This is a genomic window from Lentzea alba (assembly GCF_011067745.1).
GTDB lineage: Bacteria > Actinomycetota > Actinomycetes > Mycobacteriales > Pseudonocardiaceae > Lentzea > Lentzea alba.
Map to the genome: position 1 here is coordinate 119114 of NZ_JAAMPJ010000002.1, position 17215 is coordinate 136328.

Sequence of the window (17215 nt, forward strand, 5' to 3'; positions counted from 1 at the left end):
TTCCACGATACCCGCAGCGTCCTGCTCGGGCTCAGTCCGAGTTGATCCACCAGAGCACACCGGGGGCAGGTCGAGCTGGTCCTGCCGGCACTCGAACCGCACCTCGGGCCAGTCGTGGCTCGTCGTGCCGCACGTCCCGAGCGTGACCCGGGCCGTCCACCCAGGCAATCCGGATCTTCACTTCGGCGGCCAGACGTACCCCGTTGTGGTGGTGACCTTGACGAACCCGAGCCGCTCCAGGATCGGCCTGCTGTCCTCGGACGCGTCGACCTGCAGGTACTTCACGCCGCGCCGCAGAGCCACCTGGGCCCGGTACGCGACGAGGGCCCGGTAGATGCCCCGGCCACGCCACTGCGCGAGGGTGCTGCCGCCCCAAAGTCCGCCGAACTCCGTCCCCGGCACGATCTCGAGCCGCGCGGACGACACGATCTGTCCCTCCGCCTCGGCCACGACGATGACCATGTTCGGGTCGTCCTTCTTGTCGTTCAGGTAGGGCGTGAGGAAGCCGATGTCCTTGCCGAACGCCTCGCTCGACGCGGCTATGAGCCGGCGGAAGTCCGCCGGCTCGCGCGTCTCCCGCAGGACGATCCCGTCGAGCTCGACCGGTGTGGCCATCTCCTCGGCGAGCCCGATGACCACCGTCTCCGTGTCTTCTGCCACGAACCCGGCTGCGAGGAGCCGGTCCGGCAGCTCGGCGGGCAGGTCGTGGCCCCACGTCTTCCACTCGATCGACTGTTTGCGCGCGGTGAAGAAGTCGCGCTGCCGGGCGATGAGCTCGTCCAGCTCGGCACCGGTGACGCCGAGGTCGGGCGGGCCCGCGACGAACCCTCGCCGGTGTGGCCAGGACACGCGGAACAGGGGACCGTCCTGTTCGACCACGGCTCTGGGTTCGGGGAACGTCCATTCCTCGGCGCGGGCTTGGTCGTCGAAGGCGCGGAGCAGCGCGGCAGCGTCAGTCATTGGCCTGACGCTATTGCGCTGCGCTGGGCAGCCGCACCCGATTTTCGCCGCTCAGCACGCGCTGGAGCACCTCGTGGTCGGTGCTGATCACCCGCGCCGGCTCGTCGCCTCGAGAACGACGCCGCCTGTCCGGTGTCGAGCACGACCGGCATGACCGCACGCACGATCAGGCCGGCGCCCTGGACGAGCCCACCGAACCTATCGGCGTCAGGCCTCGGGATTCGGTTGTGCGGCAGGCAGAAGCGCCCTCACCTCCTCGATCGTCGTCGCCTCCGACGGGTCCTTGTCCGGGCGGTAGCGGACGACGCGGGCGAACCGCAGCGCGACGCCGCCGGGGTAGCGCGGCGAGACCTGCACGCCGTCCAGTTCGATCTCGATGACCAGTTCCGGGCGGACCATCACCACCCAGTCGTTCTGGTCGGTCGCGATCTCCTGCAGGGCCTTGGTCTGCCAGGTGAGCAGCTCGTCGGTGAGGCCCTTGAAGGTCTTGCCGACCATCACCGGCGGGCCGCCGTCCGGGTCGCGGGCGCCGAGGTGCAGGTTCGACAGCCAGCCGCGGCGGCGGCCGCTGCCCCACTCGACGCCGAGCACGATCAGGTCGAGCGTGTGCACCGGCTTCACCTTCTGCCAGGCGCGGCCCCGCCTGCCTGCGGCGTAGGGCGAGGCCAGCGACTTCACCATCACGCCCTCGTGGCCCGCGGACAGGGCGGCCGTGACCACCGACTCGGCCTCCTCCTGTGAGGGGTCCAGCACGCCGGGAATGACGTGCTCGCCCGCCACCTTCCGCAGTGCGGCCAGGCGGTCGCGCAGCGGTTCGTCGAGCAGGTCCTCGCCGTCGAGGTGCAGGCAGTCGAAGAAGTACGGGTGCAGCAGCAGCTCGCGCTCGTCCTGCGCGCCGAACCGGCTCATCGTCTCCTGGAACGGCCGGGGTCTCCCCTCGTCGGTGAGCGCCAGGGTCTCGCCGTCGAGCACCACCGACGTGCACGGCAGGCCCCGCACGAGCTCGACCAGCTCGGGCACGGTCTTGGTGATCTCGCGCAACGTGCGGGTGTAGACGTGGACGTCGTCGCCCGAGCGGTGCACCTGAATGCGCGCGCCGTCGAGTTTGTGCTCCACCACGCAGCTGCCGAGCTCGGACAGCGCCTCGCCCAGCGACTCCGCCGGCGACGCCAGCATGGGTCGCAGCGGCCTCCCGACCTCCAGCCGGAACGCCTCCAGCGCAGCCGCACCGCCCTCCAGCGCGGCCACGGCGGTCTCGGGTAAGCGGCCGGACAGCATGAACGCGCGCCGCACCGTCTCGCCCGGCACGTCCGCGGCCGAGGCGATCGCGTCCAGCATCACGCCTTCCAGCGCGCCCTGGCGCAGCTCGCCGGTGAGCAACCGGCGTAAGAAGTCCTGCTCCGCCGCAGTTGCCCGCCCGAACAGCGCCGTCAGCAGGTCGACCCGGCGCTGTGCCGAGCCCTTGCCGGACGTCGAGGCCACCTCGGCGAGCGCGGCGTCCACCTCGGCGATCGTCAGCCCGGCCTGGGCGACCGGCGGCACGGACAGGTCGACGACCGTGCGCCAACCAGCCCCGATGCGACCCTGCCGCGGCGTGCCTATGAGAAACGACACCACCGCGACCACGACGTCGGCGGTCGCCGCCCGCAGCAACGCGGACAACGCCTTGACCTTGGCAAGGCGCGACCGGGTCGCCGCCACGGCGGCCGACGTGTCGACTGCTTCGGAAAGGAGCACGGACTCATGGTGCACCCGAGCACTGACAATTTCTGGAGGCTCGGACTAGGCTGGCCGGGACAACCGTTCTACCTGGGGGTTTATCTCGCCATGAAGGCTTTCAAGCTCGTCGCTGCCGCAGCTCTGCTGGTCGCCGCCGTCGCGGCGCTCGCTGGTCCCGGCACCGGCGACCGCGAACACATCATGGGCGCTGAGGGCGACGCGAGCGTCCTGCGCGAGCACATCCTCTAGGGCCTGTATCGACGTCTGGGGTCGATACAGGTCCTAGGCAACAGCGACGTTCGCGATCTCCCTGACGGCCTCCCGCAGCCGGTCGGGGGTGAGCGACGCGTAGCCCAGCACCAAGCCGGGCCACATCGGCGTGCGCGTGTACTGCGCCAACGCCCACACGTGCACGCCGCGCTCCTCGAGCCTGCTCTTCAACGCGAGGTCGTCCGTCCCGTCCGGCATGCGCAACACCACGTGCAGCCCGGCCGCGACACCGATGGACTGCCACGCCGGCAGATGCTCCGCGACGGCCTCCAACAGCGCGTCACGCCTCTTCCGGTAGAGCGCGCGCGTCCGTCGTAGATGACGGTCATAGCCACCCGTCCGCAACATGTGCGCGAACGCGGCCTGCGGGATCGTCGCAGTGCCCATGTCGTTGTACTGCTTGCGTTGCACGATGCCCTCACGCAACCGCTCCGGCACCACGAGCCACCCGAGGCGCAGCGCGGGCGCCAGCACTTTGCTCGTCGTGCCCTGGTACACCACGTGGTCCGGCGCGAGCGCCTGCAACGCTCCGAGCGCGGGCCGGTCGTACCGGTGTTCCGCGTCGTAGTCGTCCTCGATGATCAACGCGTCGCGCTCGCGCGCCCAGTCCACGAGCGCCCGCCGCCGTTCCGGGTGCAGCACCACGCCCAGCGGAAACTGGTGCGCCGCCGTGACGAGCACCGCCCGGCAGTCCGTTTTGGACAGAAGGTCGACCCGGATCCCCTTGTCGTCCACCGGGATCGGCACGGTGTCCAACCCATGAGAACGCAGCATGTTCTCGCCGCCGAAGTGGCTGGGCTCCTCGATCGCGATGCTGCCGTCCAACATGCGGGCGGTGAGCTGCAACCCGTCCGCGGCGCCGTTGGTGATCACGGCATCCCGCGCGACCACCGCCCGCACCCTCGCGAGGTAGTCGACGATCTCCTTGCGCAGCAACACCAATCCCGCCGGGTCCGGGTAGGCGAGGTCGTCGTCGGGCAGGTCGGCGAGCGCCGCCCGGTGCGCCGCAACCCATTCAGCGCGCGGGAAAGCGCCCAACGCGGGCAGGCCGGGTCGCAGGTTGAACCGCCACCGCTGCGGCGGTTCCGGCACACCGCACGCGCCGGCGGGCCCGAGGCTCGCGACCGTCGTCCCCGACCCGCGGCGGCTGGTGAGATACCCCTCCGCCACGAGCTGCGTGTACGCCGCCGTCACCGTCCCGCGCGCCACCCCGAGCTGCGCCGCCAGGTCCCGGCTGGACGGCAACCGCGTCCCCGGCACCAGCCGCCCGTCCCGGATGGCCCTGCGCAGTTCGACCTCCACGCCGCGCCGCCGCTGATGCCCCGGCAACAGCAGCTCGCGGAAAGTGGACCAGTTCGTAGTCATCGAAGTGGAGCTTAAACCTGGACCAGTTCGACGCAAGGCTCTGAACCATGAAAATCGGAGTGGCCGCGGGAGCTACAGCGGCAACGATCGTCGGCGCGTCGGTTCCGGTCACGGGCATGCTCGAGGGCTACCCGCTGCTGACCGGCCAGGCCATGCGCTACCTGCTCGGCGCCGCCGTGCTGCTGCTGGTGGCCCGCCGCCTGCCGATGCCCTCGTGGCGCGACATCCCACCGCTGCTGGGCGTGGTCGCCACGGGCATGCTCGGCTTCAACGCCCTGCTCATCGCCGCCCAGCAGTACGCGGAACCGGGCTTCGTGGCCGCGGTCATGGGCTCCTCGCCCATCGCCCTCGCCCTGCTGGCCCGCAACCGCTCCCTCGCCGCCGTGGTCGGCGCAGTGGTGGTGGCAGCGGGCGTGGTGGTGTTGTCCGGCGGCGGCGCGTGGCACGGCCCAGGCCTCGTGCTGGCGTTGCTCACGATGGCCGGCGAGGTGTGCTTCACGCTCTTCGCCGTCGGCGTGGTCCGGCGCCTGGGTGTGCTGGGTGTCGCCACTTGGACGTGTCTGCTGGCCGCGGCGATCGGCGGGGTGCTCGGCACGTTCGTCGGCGGCTGGCAGATGCCGGACACGCGGCAGACGTTCGCACTGGTCACGCTGGCCGTGCTGGTCACCGCCCTGGCCTTCGGCCTGTGGTACTTCTCGGTGAACCGCCTGGGCTCGGACCGCGCGGGCGTGCTCATCGGCCTCATGCCGGTGTCCGGCCTCGCAACTTCTGTGTTGCTGGGCCTACAGGAACTGACGCTCGTATCCGTCATTGGCGTCACCACGGTCGCACTCGGGTGCGGCATCGCCCTCTGGAGGAAGGCGCCGGACAGGGTCGCCGTCGACGTCTCGCCGAGCGAACGACCCTGTGAGCTCCCCGCCGCGCGGGCTACGTGAGGTCCGGCCCCTGCGAACGCAGATCGTCCACTTTGGACATGGCGTCGCGCAGTTCGCCGAGCCACGAGTCCGCGTGCTCGCCGACCAGGCGGACGGCCCACGCCAGGGCGTCCGCGCGCGACCGTGCCACACCCGCGGCCACCAGCGTGTCCAGCACCTGACGCTCCGGCTGGCGCAGGCGCGTCATGACCGGCACGGCCAGGTGCGTGAACAGTTCGCGCGTGCTGCCGAGCGAGGCGCCCCACGCGACCTTGCGGCCGTAGCGGTGCTCGGCCTGGCGCGCGATCTCGATGCGCTCGTCGCGCGTCTCCTCCCGCCACCGGGCGATGCGGCCCGACTCGGCCGCCGAGCGCGAGGCCTCGTCGAACTCGCCCTCCAGCGGAGCCAGCGTGCCGACGACCGTGATCTCCTCGCGGTCGACGATCACCTCGGGCGCGCCGGTGAACCAGCCGTCGGGCAGCCGGCCCGCGAACCACGCCGCCGCGTCGTCGGCGGACGGCAGGTCAGCCTGCTGCCACCCGCCTCGTCCTCGCCATCCACGTCCCATTTCAACCATCCCTGATTACATGATTACGTCGTTACCGACGTTACGCCTGCAATCAGCTAGAGGGTGTTCGCCGTCAGCGAAGTGACCAGCGCATCTGCGGAAACGACCGGCATGTCGCACACGTAGCCGCGGCACACGTAGGCGGCGGGTGCCTCGTCGACCAACGGCCGGTCTTCCAGCAACGGCACAGAGCCCGGTTCACCGGACACGACGACACTGCCGCCGGGCACGTGCGCGACCGCCGCCGCCCACAACGCCGCACGGCGCGGGTCCTCGCCGTTGCCCACGACAGCCACCTGCAGCGGTCCTGCCACCAGGGTCTCCGCGACGGTCAGCCAGTGGCCGGCGAACCGGGGCGCCCGAGCAGCCAGGAGTCCGGCGCGGGTCACCGCCTCCGAAGCGGCGGTCGCATAACGCGAAGAGCGATCGGCTCCCGCCAGCAACGAGGCCGTCAGCAAGGCCGAGGCCAGCGAAGACGCCCCCGACGGCGACGCGTTGTCGGTCGAGTCGGCAGGGCGGCGCACCAACGCCTCCGCATCATCGGCGGTGTCGTAGTAGGCGCCCGGTGAGTCCGGCACGGCGAAACGAGAGAGAGCGATGTCCAACAGGCCACACGCCAGATCGAGCCACCGGATCGAACCCGTCACCTGGTGCAACGCGAGCAAACCATCGGCGAGGCAGCCGTAGTCCTCCAGCACACCGAACGACGGCCCCGCGACGCCGTCCCGTGAGGTTCGCAACAGCCTGCCCTCGACCACGTGTACCGACGCCAGCAACGACGCCGCCGCCGAAGCCGCCACGATCCACGACGGCTCACCGAAGAAGGCGCCCGCCTCGGCCAGAGCGGCGATCGCCATGCCGTTCCACGCCGCGATCACCTTGTCGTCCCGGCCCGGTTGTGGCCGCGAAGCACGGACAGCCAGCAACGACGCCCGCACGTCCTCACCCGGCTCCGACACGAACCTCAGCGTCGACTTGCCGTCCTCGAAGTTCGGTTCGGCAGTGACACCGAACGCGGCGGCGGAATCCCCGAGTTCCTCGAAAGACCACACGTACGTCAGGCCCTCGACGCCCTCGGTGTCCGCGTCCAGCGAAGCCGCGAACCCGCCCTCGGCCGTGCGCAGGTCCCGCAGCAGGAACGAGGCCGTGTCCCGCGCGACCCGCGCATGGCGTTCAGAACCGGTGACGCGCGTCAGGTGCGTGTAGAAGCGGAGCAGTAAAGCGTTGTCGTACAACATCTTCTCGAAGTGCGGCACGCCCCACGACGCGTCGACGCTGTACCGTGCGAACCCACCGCCGAGCTGGTCGTACATGCCGCCGTTCGCCATCGCGTCGGCCGTCTTGGTGGCCATCGAGATCGCCTCGACCGAACCGGTGCGTTCGTGGTGCCGCAGCAGGAACTCCACGACCATCGACGGTGGAAACTTCGGCGCGCCACCGAATCCGCCGTTGCGCCGGTCGAACTCGCCGAGCAACGACACCACCGCGCCCGCCAGCGCATCAGAGTCCACAGCGGACGGTGGCAGCGGCGCGGTGTGACGGGAAATCTCCTCCACCACAACGGAAGCCGACTCCAGAATCTCGTCCGGACGGGTGGTCCACGCCTCCGACACGGCCTCGACGAGCTGCGTGAACGACGGCATGCCCTGCCGCGGCGAGGGCGGGTAGTAGGTGCCGGCGTGGAACGGACGGGCGTCCGGCGTCAGGAACACGGTCATCGGCCACCCGCCGGAGCCGGTCATGGCCTGCGTGACCTCCATGTACACGGCGTCGACGTCGGGACGTTCCTCGCGATCGACTTTCACCGGCACGAAATGGGCGTTCACGAACCCGGCCACAGATTCATCCTCGAACGACTCGTGCGCCATCACATGACACCAGTGACAGGCCGCGTAACCAACAGACAGCAGCACCGGGACGTTGCGCCGTCGTGCCTCCTCGAACGCCTCCGCGCCCCACGGCCACCAGTCGACCGGGTTGTCAGCGTGCTGCAGCAGGTAGGGGCTGGTCGCGTCAACGAGCCGGTTCGTCATGAGAACCACACTAAATCAGCAGCGCAGAGGCCGACTCTCGATCAGACTCGACCTCGTGCTGCTGACCATGACCACCACCCACCAGCCGGCGACCGACCTCGGTCACCTGCTGCACAAGCACCCGGACCGTGCTCAGTCGTTCTCGACGAGCTCGGGCGTCGCGCACGTCTTCTACCCGAAGGCGACGAACGAGGAATGCACGGTCGCCCTCCTGCTGGAGGTCGACCCCATCGCGCTCGTGCGAGGTCCCGGCAGCACGCTCACGCAATACGTCAACGACAGGCCGTACGCGGCCGGGTCGTTGCTCACCGTCGCGCTCGGCAGCGTGTTCCGCACGGCCATGAACGGCCGCAGCGAGAGCTTCCCCGAGCTCGCCCGGACGCCGATTCCGCTGGTCGTCCGCGTTCCCGCGCTGCCGCACCGGCTCGCGGAGCGGTTGTTCACGCCGCTCGGCTGGACCGTCGAGGTCACCGAGCACGGCGATTCGCGCTACGGCGACGTCACGCTGACCGGAACGCTCAAGGTCAGCGATGCCTTGAAGCACCTCTACGTGCTGCTGCCCGTGCTCGACGGCGGCAAGCACTACTGGGTCGCGGCCGACGAGGTCGACAAGCTGCTCAAGGCCGGTGACGGCTGGCTGGCGGCGCACCCGGACAAGGAGCTGATCACCACCCGGTACCTGGCGCGCAAGCGACCGTTGATCACCTCTGCCCTCGAACGCCTCGCGGACGTCGACGAGGTCGAGCCGGAGGAGCTGGACAACGCCCTGGCCGAGCCGAAGATCTCCCTTGCCGCACAGCGCAAGGAGGCCGTGATCAAGGCTCTGAAGGAGGCGCGGGCGAAGCGCGTCCTCGACCTCGGCTGCGGTGGCGGCGCGTTGCTGCGCGAGCTCGTCAAGGAGCCCGAGTTCACCGAGATCCACGGCGTCGACGTGTCCGCGAAGGCGCTGCAGGAGGCCGCGCGCAAGCTGCACCTCGACCGCATGTCCGATCGGCTGCGCGAGCGGATCACGTTGCGGCAGTCGGCTTTGACTTACGCCGACCCCGAGCTCGCCGGCTACGACGCGGCGGTGCTGATGGAAGTCGTCGAGCACGTCGATCCGTCGCGCCTGCCCGCGCTGGAGCACTCCGTGTTCGTCGTCGCTCGCCCTGCGGTCGTTCTGGTGACCACGCCGAACGTCGAGTACAACGCGCTCTTCGAAACGTTGCCAGAAGGCCAGATGCGGCACTCCGACCACCGTTTCGAGTGGACGCGGGCGGAGTTCGCGGCGTGGGCGGAGGGCGTCGCGGAACGTCGTGGCTACACCGTGCGTCATGTGCCGATCGGACCGGAGGACACCGAACGCGGCGCGCCGACCCAGATGGCCGTGTTCAGCTTGGGAGACGAGAACTGATGGACCTGAAGATTCCTGACCTGTGCCTGGTGGTGCTGATCGGTGCCTCCGGTTCGGGCAAGTCCACGTTCGCGCGCAAGCACTTCCTCCCGACGCAGGTGCTGTCGAGCGACTACTTCCGCGGTCTGGTGGCCGACGACGAGAACGACCAGTCGGCGTCCGCGGCGGCGTTCGACGTGCTGCACTACGTCGCCTCCAAGCGACTGGAGGCAGGGCGCGTCACGGTGATCGACGCGACCAACGTGCAGGCACCGGACCGCGCGAAGCTGATCGAGGTCGCGAAGAGGGCGAACGTGCTGCCGGTCGCGATCGTCCTCGACACCCCGACCGAGGTGTGCCTTCAGCGCAACGCACAGCGCCCCGACCGCGACTTCGGCGCACACGTCGTGAAGCGGCACCGGGCCGCGTTGCGGCGGTCGTTGAAGTTCCTCGGCAAGGAGGGCTTCAAGCGCGTCCACGTGCTGCGCTCCGAGTCCGATGTGGACAGCTCGACGATCGTGTACGAGCGGCTGCTCAACGACCTCAGGCACGAGACCGGCCCGTTCGACGTGTTCGGTGACGTGCACGGCTGCCGCGCCGAGCTGGAGGAACTGCTGGTCGAGCTGGGGTACTTGCTGGTGCGCGACGACGAGGGCCGCGCGATCGACGCGGTCCCGCCGGCCGACCGCAAGGCCGTGTTCGTCGGCGACCTCGTGGACCGCGGCCCGGACACTCCCGGCGTGCTGCGCCTGGTCATGGGCATGGTTGCCGCCGGTCACGCCCTCAGCGTGCGCGGAAACCACGAGGAGAAGCTCGTACGGGCGTTGCGCGGCCACAAGGTGACGGTCCGACACGGGCTGGAGAAGTCGCTGGAGCAGCTCACGCACGAGACTCCCGAGTTCCGGCGTGAGGTCGAGAAGTTCTGCGACGGCCTGATCGCCCACTACGTTCTCGACGGCGGAAACCTCGTCGTCGCCCACGCCGGTCTGCCCGAGCGCTACCACGGTCGCGCGTCGGCGAAGGTGCGCAGTTTCGCTTTGTACGGCGACACGACCGGCGAGACCGACGCGCACGGCCTGCCGGTGCGCCTGCCGTGGGCGAACGACTACCGCGGCTCGGCGATGGTGCTGTACGGGCACGTCCTGGTGCCCGAGGCCGAGTGGATCAACAACACCATGTGCCTGGAAACGGGTGTGGTGTTCGGCGGCAAGCTGACCGCGTTGCGCTACCCGTCGCGCGAGATCGTCTCGGTGAAGGCGCACCAGGTCTGGTACGAGAACGACCGGCCGTTCCCTCCTCCGGTCGCCGAACGCGCGCCGGACGTGCTGGCGTTGACCGATGTCACCGGCCTGCGCCGGATCGACACGTCGCTGATCGGTGCCGTGACGATCCGCGCGGAGCAGTCCGCTTCCGCGTTGGAGGTCATGAGCCGGTTCGCGATCGACCCGCACGACCTGCTGTACCTGCCGCCGACGATGGCACCGACCGCGACCTCACAGCGCGACGACGTGCTGGAGCACCCGGAGGACGCCTTCGCCGAGTACGCGGCGGCCGGTGTCACGCAGGTGATCTGCGAGGAGAAGCACATGGGCTCCCGCGCGGTGTTGTTGGTGCGCAAGGAAGGCGGCGCGATCTACACGCGCACCGGACGTGCGTTCTTCGACGGCGCGCTGGGCACCGAGCTGCTCGACCGGGTGCGCTCGGCCTGTTCCGGCTTGTTCGACGAGTTCTCGACGGACTGGCTGCTGCTCGACGCCGAGCTGATGCCGTGGAACGCCAAGGCTTCCGGCCTGATCCGCGAGCAGTACGCGGCGGTCGGCGCGGCGGCCGGCGGAGCGCTGCCCGTGGCCGTCAGCGCCCTGGAGTCGGCTGCCGCGCGCGGCGTGGACGTGTCGGAACTGTTGGCGCGCACGACACAGCGGGCCTCGAACGCCGAGGCCTACCGCGCGGCGTACGAGCGGTACTGCTGGCCGGTCGAGGGGCTGGATGGCGTGCGCATCGCGCCGTTCCAGCTGCTCGCGGCCGAGGGACGGACGTTCCACGACCGTTCACACCTGTGGCACCTGGAAACGCTGAGCCGACTGGAGGGGCCGTTGTTCCAGCAGACCCGGCACCTCGTGGTCGACACCGCGGATCCCGCCGCCGGCGTTCGATGGTGGGAGGAGCTGACCGCGGCCGGCGGCGAGGGCATGGTCGTGAAGCCGCTGGCGAACCTCGGCGGACGCGTGCAGCCGGGTGTGAAGGTGCGCGGGCGCGAGTACCTGCGGATCATCTACGGCCCGGACTACACGACGCCGTCGAACCTCGCACGGTTGCGCAAGCGCGGCCTGGGCCGCAAGCGCGGACTGGCCCTGCGCGAGTACGCCCTGGGCATCGAGGCTCTGGAACGCGTCGCGCGCGGCGAGCCGTTGTGGCGGGTGCACGAGTGCGTCTTCGGCGTGCTCGCGCTGGAGTCGGAACCGGTGGACCCGAGACTGTGATCCTGGAAGCGATCATCGGTTCGCACGCCTACGGGCTGGCGACCGAGGAGTCCGATGTGGACAGACGCGGGGTGTTCGTCGCGCCCACGGAATCCTTCTGGCTGCTGGAAAAGCCGTCGACCTCGGTCGAGGGCCCGTCGCCGGAGCAGCTCAGCTGGGAGGTCGAGCACTTCTGCAAGCTGGGGCTGAAGTCGAACCCGACGGTGCTCGAAACGCTGGTGAGCCCGCTGATCGAGATCAACACGCCGATGGGGGAGGAACTGCAGGCGCTGCTGCCCGCGTTCCTCTCCCGGTACGCGGTGCGGGCCTACACGCGCGCGACGGAGATGCAGCTGTCACGCGCGGGCCGGAACCTGAAGCCCAAACAGCTCATGCACGTCGTGCGGTTGCGGCTGCTCGGGCTGCACTTGGTGCGCACAGGCGAACTGTCCATCGCGGCGGACCGTTCGTTGCTCAGGATCCGCGACGGCTCGATGCCGTGGGACGACGCCGTCGCGTGGGCACACCGGCTCGGTGACGAGCTGGCGAGTGCGGACGGGCCGTTGCCGGAGGAGCCCGACCGGGCGCGGGTCGAGGACTGGTTGGTTTCGGTGCGCAGGAGGATGTTGTGAGCTACGAGGTTCCTGACCTGAGCGCGGTCGTGGCGGAGCAGTCGCACGACCTGCTCTTCGCGACCGTGTCCGGCGCGCACCTGTACGGGTTCCCGTCCCGCGACTCGGACGTGGACCTGCGCGGCGTGCACGTCCTGCCGCTCTCCGAGATCGTCGGTCTGCGGCACGGCCCGGAGACCAAGGAACGGATGTGGGTGCGGGACGGCGTCGAGATCGACCTCGTCACGCATGACGTGGAGAAGTTCTGCCGCCTGCTCACCCGCCCCAACGGCTACGTGCTGGAGCAGCTGCTCTCGCCGCTCGTCGTGCACACCAGCGAGGGGCACCGGAAGCTGGCCGATCTCGCCGCGGGGTGCCTGACCTCACGGCACGGGCACCACTACCGGGGCTTCGCGGTCACGCAGTGGCGGCTGTTCGAGCGGACCGGCGAGATCAAGCCGCTGCTCTACACGTTCCGCGCGCTGCTGACCGGCGTGCATCTGCTGCGCACCGGCGAGGTGATCGCGCACCTGCCGACGTTGCTGGAGAAGCTCGACGGACCGGACTACCTGCCCGCGTTGATCGAGGCCAAGATCCTCGGCGAGCACCGGGCGCTGGCGGGCGTCGAGGCGCGTCCGGCACCAGAACGGCTGGAGGCGGACCTCGCGCACTGGCAGGAGGAGCTGCAGAACGCGCGGACGAACAGCGACCTGCCCGAGCACCCGCCCGCGTTCGAGGCGGTGCACGAGTTCGTGGTCGCGACGCGGTTGAGCTAGTCCTGCTTCTTCGGCTCGGCCGGGGTCTCCGCCGTCTTGTCGGCGGGGGCCTCGGCCGGCTCGTCGAACGACGCCGGCACCCGCTTGAGGTGCTTGTTCATCGACTTGACGAGGAAGAACACCGCGATGAAGAAGACGATCAGCAGGACGAGGCCGACCGGGGAGGACTTGCCGAAGTCCTCACCCTGGCCGCCCTTGTCGTTCTCGTTCGTGTTCGACGGCTGCACGGCGACCAGGGCCACCGTGCTGCTGAGGTCGAAGTCCTGCGAAAGCTGGGGAATCACCCCTAGACCTTAACTCCGGCGAACAGGTCGTTCTCCGGCAGCGTCGAGTCGACCTGGGAGCGCACGAGCTCGTACTCCTCGGTCGGCCAGATCTCGCGCTGCAGGTCCATCGGGACCACGAACCAGCGGCTGGTCGGGTCGATCTGGGTCGCGTGGGCCTTGAGGGCCTCGTCGCGGACGTCGAAGTAGTCCGCGCACTCGACCTGGGTCGTCACGCGCTCCATCACGTCCGGGCGATCAGTCGACCAGTTCGCCAGCCACTCCGTGTAGGGCGACTCCAGGCCGCGGGCCTCCATGGCCTCGTGGAACGCCAACAGCTTGGCGCGCGAGAAGCCGTGCCCGTAGTAGACCTTCTGGGTTTCCCACGGTTCGCCCAGCGAGGGGTCGAACGACGGGTCGGCGGCCGCGTCCAGGGCCGCCATCGAGATCTCGTGCGTGCGGATGTGATCCGGGTGCGGGTATCCACCGTTCTCGTCGTACGTCACGACGACGTGCGGGCGGAAGTCGCGAATGGCCTCCACCAGGGACGGCACCGACTCCTCCAGCGGCACGAGGGCGAAACAACCCTCGGGCAGCGGCGGCTTCGGGTCGCCCTCGGGCAGGCCTGAGTCCTTGAAGCCAAGCCAGCGGTGCTGGATGCCGAGGATCTTGGCCGCGTTGGCCATCTCCTCGCGGCGGACCTCGATGATGTTCTCGAGCACGTCCGGCTTGTCCATCGCCGGGTTGAGAATGCTGCCCGCACCACCGTCGGTACAGGTCACGACCATCACGTCGTGCCCTTCCGCGATGTAGCGGGCCATCGTGGCCGCGCCCTTGCTCGACTCGTCGTCGGGATGTGCGTGCACTGCCATAAGGCGCAGCTTGTCGGCCATGACCCCCGTGGTCCTCCTGTGTGAACGATCCTGCGACACTCAACAACTGAACGTCGGGCACCATTGTTCCCCAGAGGCCGAGGAGGGCGCGGGAAAGTGGCACAGCGCGCGCTCCCCGAGGGGCGCTACAGCAAGCAGAGTCGCAAACCGCTGTCCAAGTGGACGCGCTGGGCGTTACTCGCTGTAGCCGTCGCGGTGGGTGCCCTGGTCGCCTTCGTCGGTTACCGAAATCTCGGCACAAAGCCGATCGAGGCGAAGCAGACCGCGTTCAACTTCCTCGGCGACGACCGCGTACAGGTCAGTTTCGAGGTTTCCCGAGATCAACCGGAGCGCGCGGCTGTCTGCATCATTCGGGCCCGATCCAAAGACGGGGACGAAGCAGGCCGACGCGAAGTTCTGATCCCACCGGGAAATTCGCTCGTCGTCGAGACAACAGTTCTCCGCACCTCGAAGCCGCCGGTCACCGGCGAGGTGTTCGGGTGCTCCTACCAGGTTCCCGCCTACTTGTCCACGAGCTAGCGGCCAAGCGGGTGATCTGCGGTTTAAACGGCGAGATGGGGAACAAATCGCCGTCGCTGAACGTTGTCTCCGTGTTACTATTGCCGCTCAAGCACGGCCCCGGCGCGGGCCGTGTTTTTCCGTTCCGGGCCCCCGGCCCGGGAACTATCTGGGGCACACGTGTGCGCCAGAGCAAGACGAGGAGTTGGTGACCGTGAGCGACACCCAGGTGACCTGGCTGACCCAGGAGGCCTACGACCGGCTCAAGGCTGAGCTGGACGAACTTATCGCGTACCGCCCGGTCATGGCTGCCGAGATCAACGCCCGCCGCGAAGAGGGCGACCTCCGCGAGAACGGCGGCTACCACGCGGCACGCGAGGAGCAGGGCAAGCAGGAGGCGCGCATCCGCCAGCTGCACGAGCTGCTCCAGGCCGCGAAGGTCGGCGAGGCCCCCACCACCAAGGGTGTCGCGGCGCCGGGCACGGTGCTCACGATCCGTTACGACGGCGACGACGAGACCGAGACCTTCCTGCTCGCGACCCGCGAAGAGGGCGCGCACGGCGAGATGGAGGTCTACTCCCCGGTTTCGCCGCTCGGCAAGGCGCTCAACGGCGCGAAGGACGGCGAGACCGTCGAGTACGAGCTGCCCAACGGCAAGCTCCAGAAGGTCACGTTGATCTCTGCTGTTCCGTACTCGGCGTAGTCACGCCACACGACGCGTGAAGGGCCGGTCACTTCTGTGGCCGGCCCTTCACACGTTCAAGGAGCGGTCGCACGCGTGGGGGCACGGGGGTCGACAACGCGATGGAGGTCGACAGCCGACGCACGTGCGGCACGTCGACGATGTGATCGACCACGCGCTGCAGGTCCGCGTTCGACCTCGCGACCATTCTCACGAAGAGATCGCCCTGGCCGGTCGTCGCGTGCACCTCGCACACCTCGCTGATCGCGGCCAGCCCCTCGCACACCTCCGCGCGCCGGCCCTGCGCGATCTCGACCACCGCGAACGCCGTCAGCCCGTAGCCCATCGCGCCGAGGTCCAGCGCCGGCGGGAACCCGGTGAGCACTCCTTTGTCGACAAGGCGATCAAGTCGGGCCTGCACGGTTCCCCGCGCGACCCCCAGCCGCCGCGAGCATTCGAGGACGCCGAGCCGCGGCTCGTCTGTCAAGAGCAACAGCAGCCTCGCGTCGAGTTCGTCGACAGGCTGGTCAGAGTGCTCACTCTGTTGATCCGAAGGCATAGATCACTATACAAACTGCTCAGCAAAATCGCTGACTGTTGCTCACCCTGCTAGGTGGAATCATGCTGTGAAGCATGACGCAGCAGCTTGACGACGTGAGCTACGACCAGCTCCGGCAGCTCGTGGGGTTGGTCGACTACGACGCGACCAAGGACCCCTTCCCCGTGCGCGCCATGGACGCCGTGGTGTTCGTCGCGGGCAACGCCACCCAGACCGCCTGGCTCTACCAGGTGGCGTTCGGCATGGAGCTCGTGGCCTACGCGGGCCCCGAGACCGGCCAGCGCACCCACAAGTCGTTCGTGCTGAAGTCGGGCTCGGCCCGTTTCGTGATCCACGGCGGCGTCCAGCCTGGCTCCCCGCTGCTCGACCACCACCGCAAGCACGGCGACGGCGTGATCGACCTGGCGCTGGAGGTCGGCGACGTCGACCAGTGCATCAAGCACGCACGTGAGCAGGGCGCCACCGTGCTGGAGGAGCCGCACGACGTGTCCGACGAGAACGGCACGGTCCGTCTCGCGGCCATCGCGACCTACGGCGAGACGCGGCACACGCTCGTTGACCGTTCTCGCTATTCCGGCCCCTACCTGCCCGGTTACGTCGCGCGGACGTCCACGGTCAAGCGTCCGGAAGGTGCGCCGAAGCGGCTGTTCCAGGCCGTCGACCACTGCGTCGGCAACGTCGAGCTCGGCAAGATGGACTACTGGGTCGAGTGGTACAACCGCGTCATGGGCTTCGTGAACATGGCGGAGTTCATCGGCGACGACATCGCCACCGACTACTCGGCGCTGATGTCCAAGGTCGTCTCGAACGGCAACCACCGGGTCAAGTTCCCGCTGAACGAGCCGGCGGTCGCGAAGAAGAAGTCGCAGATCGACGAGTACCTCGAGTTCTACGAGGGCGCGGGCGTGCAGCACATCGCGCTGGCGACCAACGACATCATCCGCACGGTCACCGCCATGCGCGACGCGGGCGTGGAGTTCCTGGAGACCCCGAACTCCTACTACGACGACCCGGAGCTGCGTGCGCGCATCGGCGAGGTCCGCGTCCCCATCGAGGTGCTGAAACAACACCGCATCCTGGTCGACCGCGACGAGGACGGCTACCTGCTGCAGATCTTCACCAAGCCGATCGGCGACCGCCCGACCGTCTTCTACGAACTGATCGAGCGCCACGGCTCGCTGGGCTTCGGCAAGGGCAACTTCAAGGCCCTTTTCGAGGCGATCGAGCGCGAACAGGAACGCCGCGGCAACCTCTGATGGCATTCCCCCGGTAG

At 69.1% G+C, this 17215-nt stretch carries 17 protein-coding genes; 9 read left to right on the forward strand and 8 right to left on the reverse strand.

All coding sequences use genetic code 11. The features are described 5' to 3' along the window. Positions 1-177: 177 nt before the first annotated feature. Entirely contained in the window at positions 178-960 is a 783-nt protein-coding gene (locus G7043_RS08830; RefSeq protein ID WP_166045106.1) for a GNAT family N-acetyltransferase, read from the reverse strand. A 207-nt stretch (positions 961-1167) separates the two neighbouring features. Continuing rightward, positions 1168-2697 (reverse strand): ATP-dependent DNA ligase, encoded by a 1530-nt coding sequence (locus G7043_RS08835; protein WP_166045107.1) that lies wholly within the window; start codon positions 2695-2697, stop codon positions 1168-1170. 90 nt (positions 2698-2787) lie between these two features. Here G7043_RS08835 and G7043_RS08840 point away from each other — a divergent pair, with 90 nt between their 5' ends. Beyond that, positions 2788-2928, forward strand: coding sequence for a hypothetical protein (locus tag G7043_RS08840; RefSeq protein WP_166045108.1), 141 nt, complete (start codon positions 2788-2790; stop codon positions 2926-2928). 33 nt (positions 2929-2961) lie between these two features. Here the strand turns inward: G7043_RS08840 and pdxR are convergent, their stop codons facing one another. Then, complete coding sequence (gene pdxR / locus G7043_RS08845; protein WP_166045109.1) at positions 2962-4314, reverse strand: MocR-like pyridoxine biosynthesis transcription factor PdxR; 1353 nt, start codon at positions 4312-4314, stop codon at positions 2962-2964. A 47-nt stretch (positions 4315-4361) separates the two neighbouring features. On the opposite strand from pdxR, the gene G7043_RS08850 reads away from it, so the two are divergent. Further along, positions 4362-5249 carry a DMT family transporter gene (locus tag G7043_RS08850; protein ID WP_166045110.1) on the forward strand — a complete coding sequence of 296 codons (888 nt, stop codon included), beginning with the start codon at positions 4362-4364 and terminating at the stop codon, positions 5247-5249. Here G7043_RS08850 and G7043_RS08855 read toward each other — a convergent pair. Together G7043_RS08855 and G7043_RS08860 are read right to left on the reverse strand one after the other, a co-directional pair. Further along, positions 5242-5796, reverse strand: a complete 555-nt coding sequence (locus G7043_RS08855) for a hypothetical protein (protein ID WP_166045111.1) — start codon at positions 5794-5796, stop codon at positions 5242-5244. The genes G7043_RS08850 and G7043_RS08855 overlap by 8 nt on opposite strands. 56 nt (positions 5797-5852) lie before the next feature. After that, positions 5853-7829 carry a thioredoxin domain-containing protein gene (locus G7043_RS08860; protein WP_166045112.1) on the reverse strand — a complete coding sequence of 659 codons (1977 nt, stop codon included), beginning with the start codon at positions 7827-7829 and terminating at the stop codon, positions 5853-5855. Positions 7830-7884: 55 nt separating this feature from the next. Here G7043_RS08860 and G7043_RS08865 point away from each other — a divergent pair, with 55 nt between their 5' ends. The 4 genes from G7043_RS08865 to G7043_RS08880 are packed head-to-tail and all read left to right on the forward strand — an operon-like array spanning position 7885 to position 13047. After that, a complete protein-coding gene (locus G7043_RS08865) occupies positions 7885-9222 on the forward strand; it encodes a 3' terminal RNA ribose 2'-O-methyltransferase Hen1 (protein WP_166045113.1) in 1338 nt (445 codons plus the stop codon). Continuing rightward, positions 9222-11681 (forward strand): polynucleotide kinase-phosphatase, encoded by a 2460-nt coding sequence (locus G7043_RS08870; RefSeq protein ID WP_166045114.1) that lies wholly within the window; start codon positions 9222-9224, stop codon positions 11679-11681. Before G7043_RS08865 ends, G7043_RS08870 begins: the two co-directional genes overlap by 1 nt. Beyond that, a complete protein-coding gene (locus tag G7043_RS08875) occupies positions 11678-12292 on the forward strand; it encodes a nucleotidyltransferase domain-containing protein (protein ID WP_166045115.1) in 615 nt (204 codons plus the stop codon). Before G7043_RS08870 ends, G7043_RS08875 begins: the two co-directional genes overlap by 4 nt. Further along, positions 12289-13047 (forward strand): nucleotidyltransferase domain-containing protein, encoded by a 759-nt coding sequence (locus G7043_RS08880; protein ID WP_166045116.1) that lies wholly within the window; start codon positions 12289-12291, stop codon positions 13045-13047. The genes G7043_RS08875 and G7043_RS08880 overlap by 4 nt, the downstream gene beginning before the upstream one ends. Here G7043_RS08880 and G7043_RS08885 read toward each other — a convergent pair. Further along, positions 13044-13331: a hypothetical protein gene (locus G7043_RS08885; protein ID WP_166045117.1), complete on the reverse strand. Its 288-nt coding sequence runs from the start codon at positions 13329-13331 to the stop codon at positions 13044-13046. The genes G7043_RS08880 and G7043_RS08885 overlap by 4 nt on opposite strands. 2 nt (positions 13332-13333) lie before the next feature. Beyond that, complete coding sequence (gene mca / locus G7043_RS08890; RefSeq protein ID WP_166045118.1) at positions 13334-14203, reverse strand: mycothiol conjugate amidase Mca; 870 nt, start codon at positions 14201-14203, stop codon at positions 13334-13336. Between the two features lie 96 nt (positions 14204-14299). Between mca and G7043_RS08895 the strand changes: the two genes are divergently transcribed. Next, entirely contained in the window at positions 14300-14722 is a 423-nt protein-coding gene (locus tag G7043_RS08895; protein WP_166045119.1) for a DUF4307 domain-containing protein, read from the forward strand. 187 nt (positions 14723-14909) lie between these two features. Next, a complete protein-coding gene (gene greA, locus G7043_RS08900; RefSeq protein WP_086662839.1) occupies positions 14910-15404 on the forward strand; it encodes a transcription elongation factor GreA in 495 nt (164 codons plus the stop codon). Positions 15405-15432: 28 nt separating this feature from the next. Here the strand turns inward: greA and G7043_RS08905 are convergent, their stop codons facing one another. Continuing rightward, positions 15433-15942, reverse strand: coding sequence for an Lrp/AsnC family transcriptional regulator (locus tag G7043_RS08905; protein WP_166045120.1), 510 nt, complete (start codon positions 15940-15942; stop codon positions 15433-15435). A 74-nt stretch (positions 15943-16016) separates the two neighbouring features. On the opposite strand from G7043_RS08905, the gene hppD reads away from it, so the two are divergent. Then, the gene (gene hppD / locus G7043_RS08910; RefSeq protein WP_166045121.1) at positions 16017-17198 is read left to right on the forward strand and encodes a 4-hydroxyphenylpyruvate dioxygenase; all 1182 of its coding nucleotides are present in this window, start codon (positions 16017-16019) and stop codon (positions 17196-17198) included. Positions 17199-17215 lie beyond the last annotated feature (17 nt).

Excerpts from the sequence above, each read along its gene's own strand:
- pdxR (WP_166045109.1), bottom strand. The coding sequence starts at position 4,314 with ATGACTACGAACTGGTCCACTTTCCGCGAGCTGCTGTTGCCGGGGCAT.
- G7043_RS08905 (WP_166045120.1), bottom strand. The coding sequence starts at position 15,942 with ATGCCTTCGGATCAACAGAGTGAGCACTCTGACCAGCCTGTCGACGAA.
- G7043_RS08850 (WP_166045110.1), top strand. The coding sequence starts at position 4,362 with ATGAAAATCGGAGTGGCCGCGGGAGCTACAGCGGCAACGATCGTCGGC.
- mca (WP_166045118.1), bottom strand. The coding sequence starts at position 14,203 with ATGGCCGACAAGCTGCGCCTTATGGCAGTGCACGCACATCCCGACGAC.
- G7043_RS08870 (WP_166045114.1), top strand. The coding sequence starts at position 9,222 with ATGGACCTGAAGATTCCTGACCTGTGCCTGGTGGTGCTGATCGGTGCC.
- G7043_RS08855 (WP_166045111.1), bottom strand. The coding sequence starts at position 5,796 with ATGGGACGTGGATGGCGAGGACGAGGCGGGTGGCAGCAGGCTGACCTG.
- G7043_RS08840 (WP_166045108.1), top strand. The coding sequence starts at position 2,788 with ATGAAGGCTTTCAAGCTCGTCGCTGCCGCAGCTCTGCTGGTCGCCGCC.
- G7043_RS08860 (WP_166045112.1), bottom strand. The coding sequence starts at position 7,829 with ATGACGAACCGGCTCGTTGACGCGACCAGCCCCTACCTGCTGCAGCAC.
- hppD (WP_166045121.1), top strand. The coding sequence starts at position 16,017 with ATGACGCAGCAGCTTGACGACGTGAGCTACGACCAGCTCCGGCAGCTC.
- G7043_RS08830 (WP_166045106.1), bottom strand. The coding sequence starts at position 960 with ATGACTGACGCTGCCGCGCTGCTCCGCGCCTTCGACGACCAAGCCCGC.